Genomic DNA, 18,256 nt, shown 5'->3' with positions numbered 1-18,256 from the left:
GGATCTGCGTCGATCCCCGCACGGCCCGAACTCTCCCACCCGCGCGCACATACGCTCTTGCCTCGCCGTGCGTCGACCGCCTCGTCTGCCGCATGTCTGGCGTCGCCCCGTCGCCGACCGCACGTCAGCCGCTCGCCCGCCGCCCGCCGCCCGCGGCCCTTCGCCATCCGCCGCGTGCCGCCATCCGTGGCCCTCCGTCCGTCCTCCCCTCACCGTCCACCGCCCGCTGGGCCTCGCTCGCCGGCCCCCTCCAGCCGCCGACCGACGATCAGCACCGCGGTCACCCTTCGGAGGTGACCCCTCGGCGGCCTTGCCGAGCGCCTCGACCTCGGTCCACTCACCGCACCGCGCCCGGCGAGACACCTCGGTACACCCGACACACCACGGCGCGCCGGACCCGCCGCCATCGCCATACGCGCGACGGGCCCGCCGCTTCACCGAAGCGGCGGGCCCGTCCCACGTGCCGGCTCTGCCGACGTCGAGCGGTCAAACGGCTGCCTGGCCCGTCCGGACCTCGTCGAGGCGCTTGCTTCTCGGGATCAGGGAGACGAGCAGCGTGCCCACGGCGCAGCAGCCGACGACCAGCCAGAGCCCGTTGGTGAAGCCGGCGTCGAGGTAGAACTGGGTGCCCTGCATGATCGCGCCGTGCTGGGCCATCACGACGAAGGCCAGCTGGGACACGATGATCTGCGCGACGCCCTGACCGAGGGTCTGGGCGCCGTTGGCCAGCGCCTGTTCCTCGGGGGTGACCACCTCGATGATCATGATGGGTGCGATGGCCATGACCATGCCGGTGCCCAGCCCCGCGATCAGGCCCATGCCCACGATCTGGGGAGCGCTGTGGTGGAGCTGGGTGCCGATGCCGTAGCCGAGGACGGTGAGCGCGGAGCCGGCGCCCAGAAGGATCCGGGCGTCGACCCGGCGGGCCAGGAAGCCGGTGCCGACGGCCGCCACGATGATCATCGCGCTGATGGGACTGGTGACGATGGCGTTGTGCGTGCCGGACCAGCCCAGGCCTTCGGAGACGTGGGGGATGTCCGGCATCAGTATCAGCAGCTGGACCACGACGCCGACGGCGCTGAGCGAGCCCGCTGCCACGGAGGTGGCCAGCAGAACGGTCCACACCGAGCGACGCCTGGTCATCGCCGGCGGGAACAGCGGTTCGGCGACCCGGCGCTCGACTAGGACGAAGGCGATCAGCGCGAGCACGGAACCGACGACCCAGGCGGCGAACTCACCGCTGTCCCAGCCCCATTGCGAGCCCCGGCCGACGGCATAGACCAGCGCCGTGATCCCGCCGCCGAGGAGGATGCCACCGACCCAGTCCATCCGGCCGCCCGCCGCGCGGACCGGGCTCTCGGGCACGAAGGCCGCCACCAGGGCGAAGCTCACCGCGGTACTGATGGCCATGAACCACAGGACGCCGCGGAAGCCGTGGTCGTCGAGGAGCCAGCCCGACAGGAACGGTCCGCCGAAAGCGACGAGGCCGATGCCTCCGGCGAGGATGCCGCTGGCGATTCCGACCCAGCGGCGGGGGAACACGTCGCGGGTGATCGCGTAGGCCAGCGGCGCGGTGGCCGCGTAGACGCCCGCGATGCCGCGCCCGATGAGCAGGGTGCGGTAGTCCGTCGCGACGGCGGCGATCAGGTCGCCGGTGAAGCCCAGCCCGGTGGCGACGAGCAGCACCTTCCTCTTGCCGAAGAGAGCCGCGGCCTTGACCGCGAAGGGCAGGAAGAAGGTCCCCGTCAGAAGGGTCATCAGGGTGAACCACGCGATCTCGGTGGTCCGGAAATGGATCGCGACCTCGGCCTGCGCGATGCCGGACAGCGCGGCCATCAGCGCGACCAGCTGGACGGTCCACACGAGCGCGACGACAACGAGCACGCTGCGCCTGGTGGAGAGGGGTCTTTCGTGTTCCTGCGGGACAGCGGTCTGCGTCTGGGACATGGGCGGCCTTCCAAGGGTGAGCGGAAGCGGGGAAGGGGAGATGAGGCGCGTGCCCGGTTGCGGCTCCGGTGCACCCGCCGCGTAAAGTAGACCTAACGGTCGGTACAATCAATAAGCTGCGCGCAATGGCGACCGACGGCCGATTTCCGTCCCGCTCACCGAGACACCGGCGCCCTGAAGGGGCGCGAGGAACTGCGCGACGACTCCACCGACCCAGGCCGAACCGACCCGCCGGTCCAGCGGAGCGTTACGCTCGGCACCGTGCTCCGCATCTCTGACGCCCGAACCGGCGAGTCCGTCGTCGCCGCCCCGGCCCGCCGGGCCCTGACCCGTGTCGAGGCGCATGCGCCGGGCTTCGGCACCACAGCCCTGCGCGTGCTCCTGGTCGCCGACGTCCTCGTCCGTGCCCTGGAACTCGGCGGCACCCCCGTGTGGCCCGTGCTGGCCGGCGCCGAACGGGTGGCCGAACTCCGGGCGGGTGCCGCGGCTCTCGGCATCCGGCCCTTCGAGGACCGGAGTGATGTCGGACCGGAGCCGGCTCAGTCCCGGGTGATCCATGTGGTGAGCCGGGGCGACCGGACGGCGGACGGCGTCCGACTCGAAGTCGCTCCCGCCGAGTCCACGACCGACCCCGGGGACATCGACCCCGCCACCCTCCGGCTGGCCCTGCTCACCCGTCCTCGCTCCGAGCCCGTCGACCTGACCCCGGCCACCCTGGCCGACGCGGGGAGCGCGCTCGCCCACTGGCGCCGATCGGTCGCCGGCTGGGCGCGGCAGCCGTCCCGGCCGGTGCCCGAGGTGGTACGCCAGGAGCTGCGCGCCGCCTGGGAGGCCGACCTGGACACGCCCGCCGTACTGGACGTCCTGCGCCGCGTCGAGACCCTCGACGGACTGCCGGACGGGGCCCGCTTCGAGACGTACGCCTACGCCGACCGCATTCTCGGCCTCGAACTCACCCGCGAGATCGGGTCGTTGACATGACCGCCCGGCACAGTGCGGGCCCGCCGCGTCGGCTGGTCGTCCTGCGGCACGCCAAGTCGGCCTGGCCGATGGGCGTCGACGACCATGACCGACCGCTCGGGCCGCGCGGTCTGCGGGACGCGCCGGCCGTCGGACGCGCACTCGCCGAGGCCGACTGCCTGCCCGACCTCGTCCTGTGCTCCACGGCTGAACGGGCCTGCCGTACCTGGGAGTTGGCGTCGGCCGAGTGGGGTGTCCCACCGCAGGTCCGGTACGAGCCGAGGCTGTACGGGGCGGACGTGCCCGAGTTGCTGGCTGTCGTCGGTGAAGTCCCCTCCGAGGTAGGGACGTTGCTGCTGGTCGGGCACAACCCCGGCCTGGAGGAACTGGTGCTGGAGCTGGCCGGGGAGGCGCTCGACGACGCGCTGGACGACGTACGGACGAAGTTCCCGACCTCCGCGATCGCCGTCCTGGCCTGGCACGGCGACAGTTGGCGCGACCTCGCGCCCGGCGCGGCCCTGCTCACGGGGATGACCGTGCCGCGCGGGACGACACCCCGCTGATCCGGGCCGGTCAGCCCACGTGGACGCGTGGACGGCGGTCGAGGTCCGGTTCGGCGCGGCGCAGGACCTCGCGGGTGACCGGGGCGACCTCGCCGTGGCCGAAGATCAGGAAGCGGACCAGATGGCTGAAGGGGTTGCCCTCGGTCCAGTTGAAGTAGGCGTGCGGAACCTGGCCGGTGCGGTCGCGCAGCTGCATCAGCACCGCCGCGATGGTGTTCGGCACGGTCGCGCCCTCGACCCGCAGCCGGCGCGCCCCGTGCTTCTCGTCGCCGCGCACGGCGAGGTCGGTCGTGAAGTCGGAGGAGTCCCGCACGAACACCTCAAGGAACAGCACGGGACGGCCGTCCGGGATGTGGGTCTGTTCGCGCTGGCTCTGTTCCTTGGCGCGGTACTCCCGAGTGCTGTGTTCCTGCGGCTCGTTCGCCACCAGGAGAAGCGGGCCGCTGGCCGCCGCCTCGTCGATGATGCGGACGGCGGCCTCGTCGAACGTCACCTCCGCGGCCCGCAGTTCGAAGGCGCGGCGCACCCGTGACGCGAACGACAGGACGAGGATCGCCAGGATGAAGATCATCGCGATCTTGATGCCGTCGGGCCGCTCGATCACGTTCGTGACCAGCGTGTACGCGAACACCGCGGTGATCGCGCCGAAGCCGATCGTGGCAGCCCGGTGGCCGCGCTGGTGCACCGCCACCGCCGACGCGAACGCCGCGGACAGCATCAGCACCAGCACACCGGTCGCGTAGGCGCCGCTCTGGTCGTCGACGTTCGCGTTGAACCAGAGCGTGATGAACACGGCCGCCGCCATGAACACCAGCACCAACGGCCGGACGGCCCGCGTCCATTCGGGCGCCATGCCGTAGCGGGGCAGATAGCGCGGTACGAGGTTCAGCAGACCGGCGAGCGCGGAGGCGCCCGCGAACCAGAGGATCGCGATGGTCGAGACGTCGTAGACCGTGCCGAACGCCTCGCCCAGGTGCTCGTGCGCGAGATAGGCGAGAGCGCGCCCGTTCGCCGGGCCGCCGCTCTCGAAGGCGGACTGCGGGATCAGGATCGTCGTCGCCAGACTGGACAGCAGCAGGAAGCAGCTCATGATGACGGCGGCCGTGGTGAGCAGCTTGCGCGTCTCCCGGATCCGTCCCTCGGGCCGTTCATAGGTGTCCGTCGCGTCGCCCTTGACCTGTGGCATCACCGCCACGCCTGTCTCGAAGCCGGACATGCCGAGCGCCAGCTTCGGGAAGACGAGCAGGGCCACGCCGATCATCGCGATCGGCGAGGAGTGCTCCGCGGTCATCGCGTCCGTCCAGTCGCCGATTTTGGCGGGGTGGCTGAACACCTCCCAGGCGGAGACGGCGAGGACGACGACATTGAGGGTGAGGTAGGCGCCCACGAGCGCCACGGCGATGCCCATGGCCTCCTTGAAGCCCTTCAGGAACACCGCGCCGAGCCCGAGGACCAGGACGAGCGTGATCCACACGTTCCCGTCGTGCGTCCAGTGCGGGGCGAAAGGATTCTCCACGACATGTGCGGACGCGTCCGCCGCCGACAGGGTGATCGTGATCATGAAGTCCGTGGCCGCGAAACCGAGCAGCACGAGCACGAAGATCTTCCCCGACCACCAGGGCAGCAGCCGCTCCAGCATGGCGATCGACCCCTCGCCGTGCGGGCTCTCCCGCGCGACCCGGCGGTAGACCGGCAGCGCGCCGAGCAGTGTCAGGGCGATCAGTACGAGGGTGGCGAGCGGCGAGAGGAGACCGGCCGCGAGAGCGGCGATGCCCGGCTGGTAGCCGAGCGTCGAGAAGTAGTCGACGCCCGTCAGACACATGACCCGCCACCACCGGTGGCCCTGATGGTCCTCGGCGGGGGTGGCGTGCGGCCCCGGATGCCGCGCCGACTGCTCGCTGAGCCCCTCCAGCAGCCAGGCCCGCCAGTGGGGCGCGGGCCGCGCGGACACCGTCGCGGAGGTCCTCGGCTCCCCGGGCCCGGCGCTGTCCTTGCCGTCCACCTCGACGCCGGTCATGCGGTGATCTCCTTGGGGTCTTCTTTGTGTGTTGTTTGCTTCTTTGTTGCTTCTCTGGGCATTCGGCCTGGCCTGCGGCCTTTCGGCAACGAGGAGTGAGTATCCACCACGTCTGCCCCCGTAGGGTGGCCGGATGCCGGACGAGTACCGCACGGTCGCCCAGGCGGGCGTGCACGAGACCGAGGTCAACCGCTCCCGCTTCCTGTGCGCCCTCGCCCCGGCGGCCACCGAACAGGAGGCCCAGGAGTTCGTCGCCGCCGTCCGCAGGGAGAACGCCGACGCCACCCACAACTGCTACGCGTACGTCATCGGCGCCGACGCCTCCGTCCAGCGGGCGAGCGACGACGGCGAACCGGGCGGCACCGCCGGCGTCCCCATGCTCCAGATGCTGCTGCGCCGGGACATGCGGTACGTCGTCGCCGTCGTCACCCGCTACTACGGCGGCGTCAAACTGGGCGCGGGAGGCCTGATCCGGGCCTATGGGGGAGCGGTCGGCGAAGCCCTCGACATCCTCGGCACCCGCACCCGCCGCCGCTTCCGGCTGGTCACGGTGACCGTCGACCACCAGCGGGCCGGAAAGGTGCAGAACGACCTGCGGTCCACCGGACGCGAGGTGCGCGAGGTGCGCTACGGGGAGGCCGTCACGATCGAGATCGGGCTTCCGGACGCCGATGTGGACGCCTTCAGGGCCTGGCTGGCGGACGTGACCGCGGGGACCGCCGGGTTCGAACTCGGGGGAGAGGCGTACGGGGACGCGTGAGTGCTACGACGCCCTCGGGGGCCGCACATCGGGCCGATACGGGAGTAACCGCCCGTGATGTCAGACCCGGCTGTTAGTTTCGGGGATCATGAGACTGCTGCACACGTCCGACTGGCATCTCGGCCGCGCCTTCCACCGGGTCAACATGCTCGGGGCGCAGGCCGAGTTCATCGGCCATCTCGTCTCCGTCGCGCGGGAGCGCGAGGTGGACGCGGTGGTCGTGTCGGGTGACGTGTACGACCGGGCGGTGCCTCCGCTGGCCGCGGTCGAGCTCTTCGACGACGCCCTGCACCGGCTGGCCGACCTCGGTGTGCCCACGGTGATGATCTCCGGGAACCACGACTCCGCCCGCCGCCTCGGCGTCGGCGCCGGGCTCATCGACCGTGCCGGCATCCACCTGCGCACCGACCCGTCGGCCGCCGGCACCCCCGTGGTGCTCCGGGACACCTTCGGCGACGTCGCCTTCTACGGACTGCCGTATCTCGAACCGGCGCTGGTGAAGGACGAGTTCGGGGTGACGAAGGCCGGCCACGAGAGCGTCCTCGCCGCCGCCATGGACCGGGTCCGCGCCGATCTCGCCACGCGCGCGGAGGGCACCCGTTCCGTCGTCCTCGCCCACGCCTTCGTCACCGGCGGCGAGGCCAGCGACAGCGAGCGGGACATCACCGTCGGAGGGGTCGCCGCCGTGCCCTCCGGGGTGTTCGACGGCGTCGACTATGTGGCGCTGGGCCATCTGCACGGCTGCCAGACCATCACCGGGCGCGTGCGCTACTCGGGCTCCCCGCTGCCGTACTCCTTCTCGGAGGCCGACCACCGCAAGAGCATGTGGCTGATCGACCTGGCGGGCGACGGCTCGCTCACCGCGGAGCGCCTCGACTGCCCGGTGCCGCGCCCGCTCGCCCGTATCCGGGGGGCGCTGGACGCACTGCTCGCAGACCCGGGCCTCGCCCGCCACGAGGACGCGTGGGTCGAGGCGACCCTCACCGACGCGGTGCGCCCGGCGGACCCCATGGCCCGGCTCACGGCACGGTTCCCGCACACCCTCGCCCTCGCCTTCGATCCGGAGCGCTCACCCGGAGACCCGGACGTGACGTACGCGCGGCGACTGGCGGGGCGCGGGGACCAGGAGATCGCGGAGGACTTCGTCCTGCATGTGCGGGGCGCGGGGGCCGACGAGCACGAACGGGGTGTGCTGCGGGAGGCGTTCGACGCGGTGCGGGCCGACGAGACGGTACGGGAGGTCGCGCGGTGATGCCGGCGCGGGCTGTAGGGACTGGGCGGGAAAGTGCGGGGCAGCAGGTCGGGGGCGGGTCGGTGGGGCTTCTCGCGCAGTTCCCCGCGCCCCTGAAAGGCGGGGGCTGCGCCCCTCGCCTTTCAGGTCACGGCGCGGGCCATGACGCGGGTCGTACCGATTCGCGCAGCGACTGGCACACGGAGGGCGCCCGGTGAGGTTGCACAGGCTGGATATCACGGCCTTCGGGCCCTTCGGCGGCTCCCAGCGGGTCGACTTCGGCGAGTTGTCCGCCGCCGGGCTCTTCCTCCTGCACGGCCCGACGGGCGCGGGCAAGACCTCCGTCCTGGACGCCGTCTGCTACGCGCTGTACGGCTCGGTGCCCGGCGCCCGCCAGGGCGGCTCGCTGCGCAGCGACCACGCCGATGCCGGCACCCGCACCGAGGTCACCCTCGAACTCACCGTCGCGGGACGCCGGTTGGAGCTCACCCGGCAGCCGCCCTGGGAGCGTCCCAAGAAGCGCGGCGCGGGCACGACGCTGGACAAGGCCCAGAGCTGGCTGCGCGAGTACGACGCCTCCGCCGGCGCCTGGAAGGACCTCAGCCGCTCCCATCAGGAGATCGGCGAGGAGATCACCCAGCTACTCGGGATGAGCCGCGAGCAGTTCTGTCAGGTCGTGCTGCTGCCCCAGGGCGACTTCGCCCGCTTCCTGCGCGCCGACGCCGAGGCGCGCGGCAAGCTGCTCGGCCGCCTCTTCGACACCCACCGCTTCGCCGAGGTCGAGAAACGCCTCGCGGACCGCCGGCGCGCCGCCGAGGCCGAAGTGCGAGACGGGGACGCGGAGTTGCTGGCCGACGCCCACCGTATGCACCAGGCCGCAGGAGACGCCATGGAGCTGCCCGGCCTCGCGCCGGGCGAACCGGGGCTGGCCGAGGCCATCATGGGCGCCGCCGCCGTCGCCCGCTGCACCGCACGTGAGCTGCTCACCATCGCCCACTGCGCCCGCTCCGCCGCCGAGTCCGCACAGGGCGCCGCCGACCGCGCGCTGGCCGACGTACGCGAAGTGGCCCGGCTGCAGAGCCGGTTCGCCGAGGCACGGGAGCGGGCCGGGAGGCTGGAGGAACGCGCGGACGCCCATCGGGAGGACCGGGCGCGGATGGAGCGGGCCCGCAAGGCCGAGGCCGTGGCGCCCGCGCTGGAGCTGCGGGAGGAAGTCGAGAGCGAGCATCGGCGCGCGGCCGACGCCGAGACACGCACACGGGCCCTGCTGCCGGACGGCTTCGCGGACGCCGGCGCCGCCGGACTGGCCGCCGCGGCGCGCCGAACCGCCGAAGAGCTGGGCGGGCTCGAATCCGCGCACCGCGCCGAACAGCGGCTGGGGCGACTCGTCGCCGAGCGCGCCGACCTGGACCGCCAGGAGCGCGCCGACGAGGACGTCCTGCACGACGCCGAGACCTGGCTCGGTGAGTGGGAGACGACAAGGGCGGACCTCCAGACCCGTATCGAGTCGGCCCAGGAAGCCGCCACCAGGGCCGAACAGCTCGCCGTGCAGCGGGAACCCGCGCAGAACAGGCTCAGGGCCGCCCGGCAGCGCGACACGTTCGCCCGTGACACGGACGAGGCGCAGAGCCGTGTGCTGGCCTCGCGCGAGCGGGCCACGGAGGCCAGGGCGCACTGGCTCGACCTCAAGGAACAGCGACTGAACGGCATCGCCGCCGAGTTGGCCGCGGGTCTGAGCGACGGCGAACCCTGCGCCGTCTGCGGAGCCACCGAACACCCCGCGCCCGCGAAGAAGATCGCCGGGCACATCGACCGTGACGCGGAGGAGCGGGCGCTCGCCGCCTGTCAGCGGGCCGACGAGCGGCGCACCGAGGACGAACGCCGGCTGGGCCTCGTACGCGAGGCACTGGCGGCTGCCACCGCCGAGGCCGGGGACGCGCCCACCGATCAACTCACCGCACAGTCGGAGGAGTTGGAGCGACGGTACGAGGTGGCCAGGCAGGGCGCTTCCGGGTTGCACGCCGCACACGAGGAACTGCGCCGGGCCGAGCAGGAGCGCGAGCGCCGCAGCGCCGCCCAGCAGGAGGCGGCGCTCAGGGCGGCGTCCAGGACCGCCCGCCGGGACACCCTCGACGGCGAACGGACAGCTCTGGAGGAGGAGTTGACGCAGGCCCGCGGTGACGCCGAGAGCGTCGCCGCGCGAGCCGCACAGCTGGAGCGGCGGACCGCGCTGCTCACCGAGGCGGGCGAGGCGGCGCGTGCCGCCGAGGACACCGCCCAGCGACTCAAGGACGCCGACGCCCGTCTCGCCGACGCCGCCTACCGTGCCGGCTTCGAGACACCGCGTGCGGCGGCGGACGCCCTGCTGGACGACGCGGCGCATCGCGAACTGCAACGGCGGCTGGACGCCTGGCAGTCCGAGGAGGCCGCCGTACGGGCCGCGCTCGCCGAGCCCGACACGGTGGCCGCCGCGCAGCAGCCGCCCGCCGACCTCGCGCGCGCGGAACAGACCGCCTCGGACGCGGCCCGGCGGCTGCGGCAGGCCGCCTCCGCACGCGACGCCGCCGCGAGCCGTTGCGTCGAACTCGACCGTCTCTCCGCCCGCTCGGCCACGGCGGTACGCCGACTCGCGCCGCTGCGGGCCGCCCACGACCGGGTGGCTCGCCTCGCCACCCTCACCGCGGGCACCTCGGCGGACAACGAACGCCGGATGCGGCTGGAGTCGTACGTCCTCGCGGCCCGCCTGGAACAGGTGGCCGCCGCCGCGACGGCACGGCTGCGGCGCATGTCGTCCGGGCGCTACACCCTCGTCCACTCCGACGACCGGGCCGGGCGGGGCCGCAGCGGCCTCGGGCTGCATGTCGTCGACGCCTGGACCGGCCGGGAGCGGGACACGGCGACGCTGTCGGGCGGGGAGACGTTCTTCGCCTCGCTCGCCCTCGCCCTCGGTCTCGCGGACGTCGTCACGGACGAGGCCGGCGGGGTCCGTCTCGACACCCTCTTCATCGACGAGGGCTTCGGCAGCCTCGACGACCAGACACTGGACGAGGTCCTCGACGTCCTCGACTCGCTGCGCGAGCGGGACCGCAGCGTCGGCATCGTCAGCCATGTACCGGACCTGCGGAGGCGGATCCACGCCCAACTGGAGGTGGTGAAGGGGAGATCGGGGTCGGTGGTGCGGCAGCGGGGCGGTGGGTGAGGCCGCGGGCGAACGGTCGGTGGAGGCTCGGTCGCTCACTGGCCGACGGGCCGGCGGGGGAGCGGCGAGGAGTAGACGACGCTCGTGGTCACCGAGCCCAGCGCGCCGATCCTGCCCGAGACCTCCTCCAGGTGGCGCATCGACCGCGCGACGACCTTGATGACGAAACAGTCGTCGCCCGTGACGTGATGTGTCTCCAGGATCTCGGGCGTCACGGCGACCAGGTCGTGGAACGGCTTGTAGTTGCCGGTCGGGTACCTGAGCCGGACGAAGGCGAGGATCGGCAGGCCGAGCCGCTCAGGGTCGACGACCGCCGCGTACCCCTGGATGACACCGGCCTCCTCCAGCCGTCGCACCCGTTCGGTGACGGCGCTCGGGGACATCGCCACGGCGCGCGCCAGTTCGGCGAAACTGGCGCGGCCGTCCCGCTGCAGGACGTCGAGGATGTGCCAGTCGGTGGCGTCCGGGGAAAACATGCTCATGCCCGAGGAATAGCAGGGGAATCCCCGGCTGATCAAGCAGAAGCCCGTGGATCACTCCTTCAGGTGAGGTTATCGTCGGCCGTAGATTTCTGGCCACGAAGTCCTGCCCCGGACTCGCTCTCTCCTCTCCTCCCCTCCCCGGGAAAGGCCGGCTCATGAGCGTCAGCACCCCGCTTCCCAGCACTCTCCTCGCTGGTACGCCCCTCACCAACCCCGTCCTGCGCGTCGCTCCGGCCTCCCCGGCCGAAGCTGTCGCCCACTTCGGCGCGAGCCTCGCCTTCCACGCCGACGTGTCCGACGTGGCCGCCGCACTCGCGGCCGACGGCGACCCCGGGTTCGTGGTCGTCGACTCGCGCTCCACCGAGTCCTGGGACCAGGGCCACATCCCGGGCGCCCTCCATCTGCCGACGGCCCTGATCCCCGAGCGGGCCGCCGGGCTGCTCGACAGCTCCGTTCCGGTGGTGACGTACTGCTGGGGACCAGGCTGCAACGGGGCGACCCGTGCCGCCCTCGCTCTCGCGCGGCTGGGCCACCAGGTCAAGGAGATGCTCGGCGGCTTCGAGTACTGGGTGCGCGAGGGCTTCGCGTTCGAGACGTGGGAGGGAAGGGAACGCCGCGCCGCAGACGCGCTGACGGCCCCGGTGGACGCGGCGGACTGCGGCTGCTGAAGCGAAGCCGGAGCGCCGCGGTCCCTTCCCCGCCCCACGGTGGCCTCAGTCCCGCACGACTTCGGGCAGCGGCCGCAGAAAGGCGCGGTCCGCCGGGCCGAACTCCCCTTCCGGGCGGGCGGCGTGGAGGACGACATCGAGGGCGGCATCCGGATCGCAGGCGTAATGCCCGCTGGCCCAGGCCGCGTTGGCCTCGACGACCGCCCATTCCGAGCCCTCCGTCAGCAGCCCGACGTCCACGACCACGGCACTCGGCAGCCACGAGGACGCGAGGCGCCCCGCGAAGGCGAGTACCTCCGTGCGCCGAGGGTCCTCGTCGAGCGGGACGACATCCAGCTCGCCGTGGGTCAAGTAGCGGCTGCCGGTGCGGACTTCACCGTCCAGCAGGAACAGCCGGTACTCCACGGCGAACGTCACGATGTCGCTCACCAGCACCGGCGTGCCGTCGTCGACCGCGTCCGGGCCCGGTAGCCGGCTTCCGTCCGGATAGACGCGCGCGGGGAAACTCTTGTCGTTGGGCGGCTTCACGAAGGCGGGCCGCCGCAGTTCCCGGGCAGCGGCGACCGTGCTGAACTCGATCTCCCTGCACGTGAGTTCGTACGGCAGCCGGGCCAGCCAGTCCGGCGGCGCCTCCAGCAGCCCGAGCCCCAGCCCGGCGGCCACCGCGTCCGCGAACAGCGGCCCGGCGTACAGTGTCGCGCCCTCGGCCGCTCGCCACTCCTCGGGCACGCGCCACTCGCGCAGGACCTCGGCACGGATGCCGCGCCGACGCGCCGCGTCGGCCAGTGCGTGTCCGGTCGCGGTGACTCGGGGGGAGAGAAACAGAGTTCGGGCGTTCATGGCACCGAGGGTGGCCCACGGGGAGGGTCGACCGACAGCGAATTTACTCGCGCGCACAGCGTGTAGGTTGCTGCGCATGGCAGTTGAGTGGGTGGAGTCGGGCGGTGGACCGCTGATCGCGGTACCGGAAGCGGTGCTGCCGTTCTGGGCGGGGGCGGACGGCGACGAGTTGTCGACGGACTACGACCGGGCCTGTGAAGTGGACGGCCTCATCGGCTTCGTGCCCGTCGGCGACACCACCGCTCTCGTCCTGGGCGGTGAACCCGCCTCGACCGCGTTCCTGCCGGAGCACGACACCTTCGTACGATGGTGCGCCGCCGACTCCGAGGACGAGGTGCTGGCCTGCGTCCCGGCGGCGCTCGCCGCGGCCGAGTGGGAGCCGGACAGGGAGTGGGAGACACCGGGAGACGCACTCCTCTTCGACTCCGCCTGGCCCGGCAAGGAGACCGACCGGACCGATCACCTGCGGGTCGAGCTGGCGCCGGGACGGTACGCGGTGCGGGCGGCGTACGTGGAACCGGGACCGGAGACGTGGGTGGGCCTCGTACAGCTGCGGCGGCTGTCGGACTGAACCGTGAGCGGGGCAGGGACAGGGGCCGGGGGTGCGGGGCGTGCCCCCGAACCCCACGACCCCCGTGTCCCAAGGCCGAGTTGATCCCGGCCGGCTGCCTCACAGCCGGGACAGCTCGTCCACCAGGTCGTCCAGCCCCAGGGAGCCCTGCGACAGTGCGGCCATGTGCCACGCCTTCGCGTCGAAGGCGTCGCCGTGGCGGCGCTGGGCGTTCTCCCGGCCCAGCAGCCAAGCCCGTTCTCCCAGCTTGTAGCCGATCGCCTGCCCGGGGATCGTCAGATAGCGCGTCAGTTCGCTCTCCACGAAGTCCGCGGGGCGGCTGCTGTGGGCGCCGAAGAACTCCTGCGCCAGTTCCGGTGTCCAGCGCTCACCCGGGTGGAACGGGGACTCTGCCGGGATCTCCAGTTCCAGGTGCATACCGATGTCGACGACGACCCGGGCCGCCCGCATCATCTGGGCGTCGAGGTAGCCGAGGCGCTGCTCCGCGTCCGTGAGATAGCCCAGCTCGTCCATGAGGCGCTCCGCGTACAGCGCCCAGCCCTCACAGTTGGCGCTGACGCCGCCGACGGTGGCCTGGTAGCGGGAGAGGTTCTCGGCGACGTGCACCCACTGCGCGAGCTGGAGATGGTGGCCGGGGACGCCCTCGTGGTACCAGGTGGAGACCAGGTCGTACACAGGGAAGCGGGTCTGGCCCATCGTCGGCAGCCAGGTGGTGCCGGGACGGGAGAAGTCCTCCGACGGGGCCATGTAGTAGGGCGCCGCCGCGCTGCCGGGCGGCGCGATACGGGACTCCACCTTCTTGACCCGCTCGGCGAGTTCGAAGTGCGTGCCGTCCAGCGCCTCGATCGCCTGGTCCATCAGGCCCTGGAGCCACTCGCGGACCTCGTCGACACCCTCGATGTGCTTGCCGTGCTTGTCGAGATGGGCCAGCGCCACCCAGGGCGTCTCGGCGCCGGGCAGAACGTTCTCGGCCTCCTGCTTCATCTCGCCGAGGAGGCGGTGGTACTCGGCCCAGCCGTACGCGTACGCCTCGTCCAGGTCCAGATCCGTGCCGTTCCAGTAGCGCGACCAGTGCGCGTACCGCTCACGGCCCACCGTGTTCGGCGCGCCCTCGACGGCCGGTGCGTACACCTCCCGCATCCAGTCCCGCAGCTCGACGACAGCCGTGTCCGCGCCCCGGGCCGCCTCGTCCAGCTCGGTGCGCAGCGCCTCGGGGCCGGCCGCCGCGAAGTCCGCGAACCAGCCGACGCCCTTGCCGTCCAGGTCGGACCACTCGCCGAGCTGCCCGATGAACGTGGCGGTGGGGCGCGGACCCGCGTACAGCTCGCGTTCGAGGCCCAGGGTCAGGCTCTCCCGGTAGCCCCGCAGCGCGCCCGGGACCGCCCGCAGCCGCTCCGCGACCGCCGTCCAGTCCTCGTCCGTCTCCGTCGGCGTCACGGTGAACACCTCGCGCACCGAGTGCGCGGCCGTGTGCATGTTGCCGACGGCACGCAGGCCCTCACCGGCCTCGTGCACGGCGAGTTCGGCGGTGAGTCGCTCGCGCAGCAGCCGCCCGCAGCGCCGCTCGATGTCACTGTCCGCGCCCGGCCGGCCCTCGGCCTCGTCAAGCCGGGCCAGCGTCGTCCGCGCCAGCTCCGCCAGGGCCTCCTGGCCCGCGGGCGTGGTGTCCGGAAGCCTGCTCGAACTCTCCTTCACGCCGAGGTACGTACCGGTGACCGGGTCGAGGGCGATGAGGTCGTCGACGTAGGTGTCGGCGACCTCGCGGGGCAGCGGGTTCTTGATGTCTGACATGCACTCATCCTCGTATGCGACGGCGGTCGACGTCACGTCGATTGGCGCCGGGACGCGCGACCGGCCCGGCGGAAGCCGCCGGGCCGGTCGCGCGGGCGATCAGTACAGATCAGTGCGGGGGATGGATATGGGGGGATCGGTGCGGGAGGTCAGTCCCGCGCGCTGTGGTCGTACGGCCTCGGGGCGGTGGCCGCGGTCGTGTCCAGGCGGGCCGTGATGACGAGGGTGCCCTCCTCGATCTGGTAGTCGAGAGGCAGACCGAGGCCGCGCATCGCGGCGACCATCCCCGTGTTGGAGGACTGGGTGACGGCGTACACGTGCTCGCAGTTCGCCTCGCGCGCCATCGACACCAGTCGGCGCAGGAGTTCGCCGCCGACACCGCGCCGCTGCCACTCGTCCTCGACGAGCAGCGCGATCTCGGTCTCGTCGCCGTCCCAGAGGAGGTGACCGAGGCCGACCACCCGCCCCGACGCGGTCTGCACGGCGAGTGTGCGGCCGTAGCGCGGGCTGAGCAGGTGGCCCAGGTAGCGGTCCGCGTCGCCCATCGGGCCGTGGTAGCGGAGCGAGAGGGTGCGCGGCGAGCAGCGCTCGTGCATCGCCTTCGCCGCGTCCAGGTCGCGCGCGTCGGCGCGCCGTACGGTGATGGGGTTGCCCTGCGGCAGCGTCAGCACGTCCTGGCCGTGCGGGACGCGGGGACCGAGCCGCGCGTCCAGCTCCACCAGTGCCCGCGCCCGCGCGAACTCGGTCGGGGTGAACGGCAGATACGGCCGCTCCACGGTGATCACTCCACCTTCCGGCGCACGCAGCCGCATCGCCGTGGCCGTCTCGTCGAGGGCGCCCTCGACCGGTACGCCGCCCCGGGCCGCCACATCACCGCCGGGCAGCGAACGGATCGTGCACCGCCCGAGCAACTGGCGCAGCGCGAGCGGCAGTTCGGCCGCGTCCAGGGCCGTACGGGTGGCCAGGCCCAGGACCCGGGTCGGCGCGTCGACGAGATCGTGGGCGTCGGCCCGTTCGATCCATGTCTCCTGGCCGCCCGCCCGGGACACCGACCCGGAGATCTCGGCGGCGGCGAGGTCACCGGGGGCGCGCAACAGGAACTCGTCGACCGTGCCCCGGGCCAGGGGGTGCGTCTGGAGGCTGAGAATGTCGATACGTCGCTCGGCGAGGGCGATGCACAGCGAGGCGAGCGATCCCGGCTGGTCCCGCACCGTCGTCCGCATCCGCCACAGCACACTCGCGCCGGTGTCGGCGTCCGCGTCGGTGGCGCCCGGCGGTGCGTGACCGTGGCGGCTTGCCCACCATGTGCGCAGCAGGGCGGCGAGTTCCACGATGTCCCGCCGCCACCGGCCTACCGGGTGGCCGCCGTCCGTCACAGGAGTTCCCTCAGATATCTGTCGAGTCATGCAGCCACCATGCGCCAACGGTGTTGCGTGATCACGAACGGACTGTGACCGAAGGGTTAAGTTGCGTTCCGCACCTTTTGTTTACTCCTGGACGATTGCTGCCCTGCGTGCGTCTACTGTCCCACCCGCCCCGGCTGCAGCACCTTCGTGAACAGCACGGTCCCGTCCTGCTCGCGCAGCCGTACCGTCAGCTCACCGCTGCCGCCGTCGATGTCGACCTCGCCGAAGAACTGGTAGCCGCCGGCGGGCGAGACGTTCGCCGCGGTCGGCGCCTTCACGAAGACCCGCTCGGGACCGAACGTGTTGTCGAGCGCGCTGGCGGGGAACGCCCCGGCGTTCAGCGGGCCCGACACGAACTCCCAGAACGGCTCGAAGTCGGTGAAGGCCGCCCGCGAGGGCTGGTAGTGCTGCGCCGAGGTGTGGTGGACGTCGGCGGTCAGCCAGACCGTGCCGGTGATCCGCCGGTGCTTGATGAACCGCAGCAGCTCGGCGATCTGCAGCTCACGCCCGAGCGGCGCACCCGGGTCGCCCTGCGCGACGGCCTCGATGTTGGCCCTGCCCTCCGTGGCGTCCGGCACGACCAGGCCCAGCGGCATGTCGGCGGCGATCACCTTCCACACGGCACGCGAGCAGGACAGCTCCCGCTTCAGCCACTCCAGCTGCTCGGCGCCGAGGATGCCCTGCGGGTCGACGGTCTGGTCGTCGGGCGAGTTGGCATTGCGGTACGTGCGCATGTCGAGGACGAACACGTCGAGCAGCGGGCCCTGTCGCAGCACCCGGTGGACGCGGCCCTCCCGGGCGCCCGGCCGGAGCGTGGAGATCGGGAAGTACTCGCTGAAGGCCCGCCGGGCCCGGCCCGCGAGGACGTCGACGCTCTTCTCGGTGTAACGGGTGTCCGAGTCGAGGATCCGTTCCCCCGGGTACCAGTTGTTGCGTACCTCGTGGTCGTCCCACTGGATGATCGACGGGACCTGGGCGTTGAACCGCCGCAGATTCTCGTCGAGGAGGTTGTACCGGAAGTTGCCGCGGAACTCGGCGAGCGTCTCGGCGACCTTCGACTTCTCCTCGGTGGTGATGTTCCGCCAGGTGCTGCCGTCGGGCAGCGCCGCGGTCGCGGAGATCGGGCCGTCGGCGTAGATGTTGTCGCCGCTGCACAGGAAGAAGTCGGGGTCGAGCTTCCCCATCGCGTCGTAGATCCGGTAACCACCGAGGTCCGGGTTGATGCCCCAGCCCTGCCCCGCCAGGTCCCCCGACCACAGGAACCGCACCCCGTCCCGCCGCTTCGCCGACGCCGTACGGAAGGTGCCGGCCACCGGCTCACCGGTGCGGCGCGGGTCGTCCGGGTCGGCGAGCAGGACGCGGTAGTGGATCTGCTCGCCCGACGGCAGACCGCGCAACCGTGTCGTACCGGTGAAGTCCTTGTCAGCCCCGAGCAGCGGACCGTGCCAGCGGCGGGGGTTGCGGAACGACCCGGTGGCGGACGTCTCGACGACCATCCGGGCCGGCCGGTCGGACCGCACCCACACCAGCCCCGAGTCGGCGGTCACATCGCCCGTCTGGACCCCCCACCCGGCCTTCGGCCGCCCGGACAGCGCGAACGCGGGCGCCGTCGCACCGATGGCGGCGGGCAGGGTCAGGGCCGCCGAAGCGGCGAGCGAACCGCGCAGCACGCTGCGACGACCGGGCAGGGAGAAAGCTGACATGGGGCGTGCCTCCGGGGACAGGATCCGGCGAGTGTGCACAGCCACAACTACGGGGGCGTCACAGCGGCCACGCAAACCTCACGTGAACAACTGCACCCGTGAGCAAGGAAGGTGGACG

General features: G+C 72.3%; 14 protein-coding genes. 7 read left to right on the top strand and 7 right to left on the bottom strand.

The window, feature by feature from the left end:
• Positions 1–486: 486 nt before the first annotated feature.
• Complete coding sequence (locus tag PV734_RS16890) at positions 487–1,947, bottom strand: MFS transporter (protein WP_319290117.1); 1,461 nt, start codon at positions 1,945–1,947, stop codon at positions 487–489.
• A 261-nt stretch (positions 1,948–2,208) separates the two neighbouring features.
• Here PV734_RS16890 and PV734_RS16885 point away from each other — a divergent pair, with 261 nt between their 5' ends.
• Positions 2,209–2,928, top strand: coding sequence for a hypothetical protein (locus PV734_RS16885; RefSeq protein WP_319095736.1), 720 nt, complete (start codon positions 2,209–2,211; stop codon positions 2,926–2,928).
• Positions 2,925–3,470, top strand: a complete 546-nt coding sequence (locus tag PV734_RS16880; protein WP_319290115.1) for a histidine phosphatase family protein — start codon at positions 2,925–2,927, stop codon at positions 3,468–3,470. Before PV734_RS16885 ends, PV734_RS16880 begins: the two co-directional genes overlap by 4 nt.
• Positions 3,471–3,480: 10 nt before the next feature.
• Here PV734_RS16880 and PV734_RS16875 read toward each other — a convergent pair whose 3' ends face one another.
• Positions 3,481–5,487, bottom strand: a complete 2,007-nt coding sequence (locus tag PV734_RS16875) for an amino acid transporter (RefSeq protein WP_319290113.1) — start codon at positions 5,485–5,487, stop codon at positions 3,481–3,483.
• A 133-nt stretch (positions 5,488–5,620) separates the two neighbouring features.
• On the opposite strand from PV734_RS16875, the gene PV734_RS16870 reads away from it, so the two are divergent.
• The 3 genes from PV734_RS16870 to PV734_RS16860 all read left to right on the top strand — a co-directional run bounded on the left by PV734_RS16870 (position 5,621) and on the right by PV734_RS16860 (position 10,677).
• Positions 5,621–6,247 (top strand): YigZ family protein, encoded by a 627-nt coding sequence (locus tag PV734_RS16870; protein ID WP_319095651.1) that lies wholly within the window; start codon positions 5,621–5,623, stop codon positions 6,245–6,247.
• An 88-nt stretch (positions 6,248–6,335) separates the two neighbouring features.
• Positions 6,336–7,499 carry an exonuclease SbcCD subunit D gene (locus tag PV734_RS16865; RefSeq protein ID WP_319095652.1) on the top strand — a complete coding sequence of 388 codons (1,164 nt, stop codon included), beginning with the start codon at positions 6,336–6,338 and terminating at the stop codon, positions 7,497–7,499.
• A gap of 193 nt (positions 7,500–7,692) precedes the next feature.
• On the top strand, positions 7,693–10,677 hold the full coding sequence (locus PV734_RS16860) for an SMC family ATPase (protein ID WP_319095653.1): 2,985 nt from the start codon (positions 7,693–7,695) through the stop codon (positions 10,675–10,677).
• Between the two features lie 35 nt (positions 10,678–10,712).
• Here the strand turns inward: PV734_RS16860 and PV734_RS16855 are convergent, their stop codons facing one another.
• Positions 10,713–11,159, bottom strand: coding sequence for an Lrp/AsnC family transcriptional regulator (locus PV734_RS16855; protein WP_319095654.1), 447 nt, complete (start codon positions 11,157–11,159; stop codon positions 10,713–10,715).
• Between the two features lie 155 nt (positions 11,160–11,314).
• Between PV734_RS16855 and PV734_RS16850 the strand changes: the two genes are divergently transcribed.
• On the top strand, positions 11,315–11,827 hold the full coding sequence (locus tag PV734_RS16850) for a rhodanese-like domain-containing protein (protein WP_319095655.1): 513 nt from the start codon (positions 11,315–11,317) through the stop codon (positions 11,825–11,827).
• A 45-nt stretch (positions 11,828–11,872) separates the two neighbouring features.
• Here the strand turns inward: PV734_RS16850 and PV734_RS16845 are convergent, their stop codons facing one another.
• Entirely contained in the window at positions 11,873–12,667 is a 795-nt protein-coding gene (locus PV734_RS16845; RefSeq protein WP_319290111.1) for an ATP-grasp domain-containing protein, read from the bottom strand.
• Between the two features lie 76 nt (positions 12,668–12,743).
• Here PV734_RS16845 and PV734_RS16840 point away from each other — a divergent pair, with 76 nt between their 5' ends.
• Positions 12,744–13,238 (top strand): immunity 21 family protein, encoded by a 495-nt coding sequence (locus PV734_RS16840; protein WP_319095657.1) that lies wholly within the window; start codon positions 12,744–12,746, stop codon positions 13,236–13,238.
• A gap of 99 nt (positions 13,239–13,337) precedes the next feature.
• Here PV734_RS16840 and PV734_RS16835 read toward each other — a convergent pair whose 3' ends face one another.
• The 3 genes from PV734_RS16835 to PV734_RS16825 form a co-directional block, all read right to left on the bottom strand.
• Positions 13,338–15,029 (bottom strand): DUF885 domain-containing protein, encoded by a 1,692-nt coding sequence (locus PV734_RS16835; RefSeq protein WP_319290109.1) that lies wholly within the window; start codon positions 15,027–15,029, stop codon positions 13,338–13,340.
• A 149-nt stretch (positions 15,030–15,178) separates the two neighbouring features.
• Complete coding sequence (locus tag PV734_RS16830; protein ID WP_319095659.1) at positions 15,179–16,435, bottom strand: GNAT family N-acetyltransferase; 1,257 nt, start codon at positions 16,433–16,435, stop codon at positions 15,179–15,181.
• A gap of 113 nt (positions 16,436–16,548) precedes the next feature.
• Complete coding sequence (locus tag PV734_RS16825; protein ID WP_319290107.1) at positions 16,549–18,138, bottom strand: alkaline phosphatase D family protein; 1,590 nt, start codon at positions 18,136–18,138, stop codon at positions 16,549–16,551.
• Positions 18,139–18,256: the final 118 nt, after the last annotated feature.

This window comes from Streptomyces sp. AK08-02, assembly GCF_033795085.1.
GTDB classification, from domain to species: domain Bacteria; phylum Actinomycetota; class Actinomycetes; order Streptomycetales; family Streptomycetaceae; genus Streptomyces; species Streptomyces echiniscabiei.
The sequence above is the reverse complement of the archived record's forward strand: the minus strand, read 5'-3'. Positions and strand labels throughout refer to the sequence as shown.

Coding starts and splice junctions, on each gene's coding strand:
- PV734_RS16875 (WP_319290113.1), bottom strand. CDS start 5,487: ATGACCGGCGTCGAGGTGGACGGCAAGGACAGCGCCGGGCCCGGGGAG.
- PV734_RS16865 (WP_319095652.1), top strand. CDS start 6,336: ATGAGACTGCTGCACACGTCCGACTGGCATCTCGGCCGCGCCTTCCAC.
- PV734_RS16855 (WP_319095654.1), bottom strand. CDS start 11,159: ATGAGCATGTTTTCCCCGGACGCCACCGACTGGCACATCCTCGACGTC.
- PV734_RS16870 (WP_319095651.1), top strand. CDS start 5,621: ATGCCGGACGAGTACCGCACGGTCGCCCAGGCGGGCGTGCACGAGACC.
- PV734_RS16825 (WP_319290107.1), bottom strand. CDS start 18,138: ATGTCAGCTTTCTCCCTGCCCGGTCGTCGCAGCGTGCTGCGCGGTTCG.
- PV734_RS16840 (WP_319095657.1), top strand. CDS start 12,744: ATGGCAGTTGAGTGGGTGGAGTCGGGCGGTGGACCGCTGATCGCGGTA.
- PV734_RS16845 (WP_319290111.1), bottom strand. CDS start 12,667: ATGAACGCCCGAACTCTGTTTCTCTCCCCCCGAGTCACCGCGACCGGA.
- PV734_RS16830 (WP_319095659.1), bottom strand. CDS start 16,435: ATGACTCGACAGATATCTGAGGGAACTCCTGTGACGGACGGCGGCCAC.
- PV734_RS16890 (WP_319290117.1), bottom strand. CDS start 1,947: ATGTCCCAGACGCAGACCGCTGTCCCGCAGGAACACGAAAGACCCCTC.
- PV734_RS16880 (WP_319290115.1), top strand. CDS start 2,925: ATGACCGCCCGGCACAGTGCGGGCCCGCCGCGTCGGCTGGTCGTCCTG.
- PV734_RS16850 (WP_319095655.1), top strand. CDS start 11,315: ATGAGCGTCAGCACCCCGCTTCCCAGCACTCTCCTCGCTGGTACGCCC.
- PV734_RS16835 (WP_319290109.1), bottom strand. CDS start 15,029: ATGTCAGACATCAAGAACCCGCTGCCCCGCGAGGTCGCCGACACCTAC.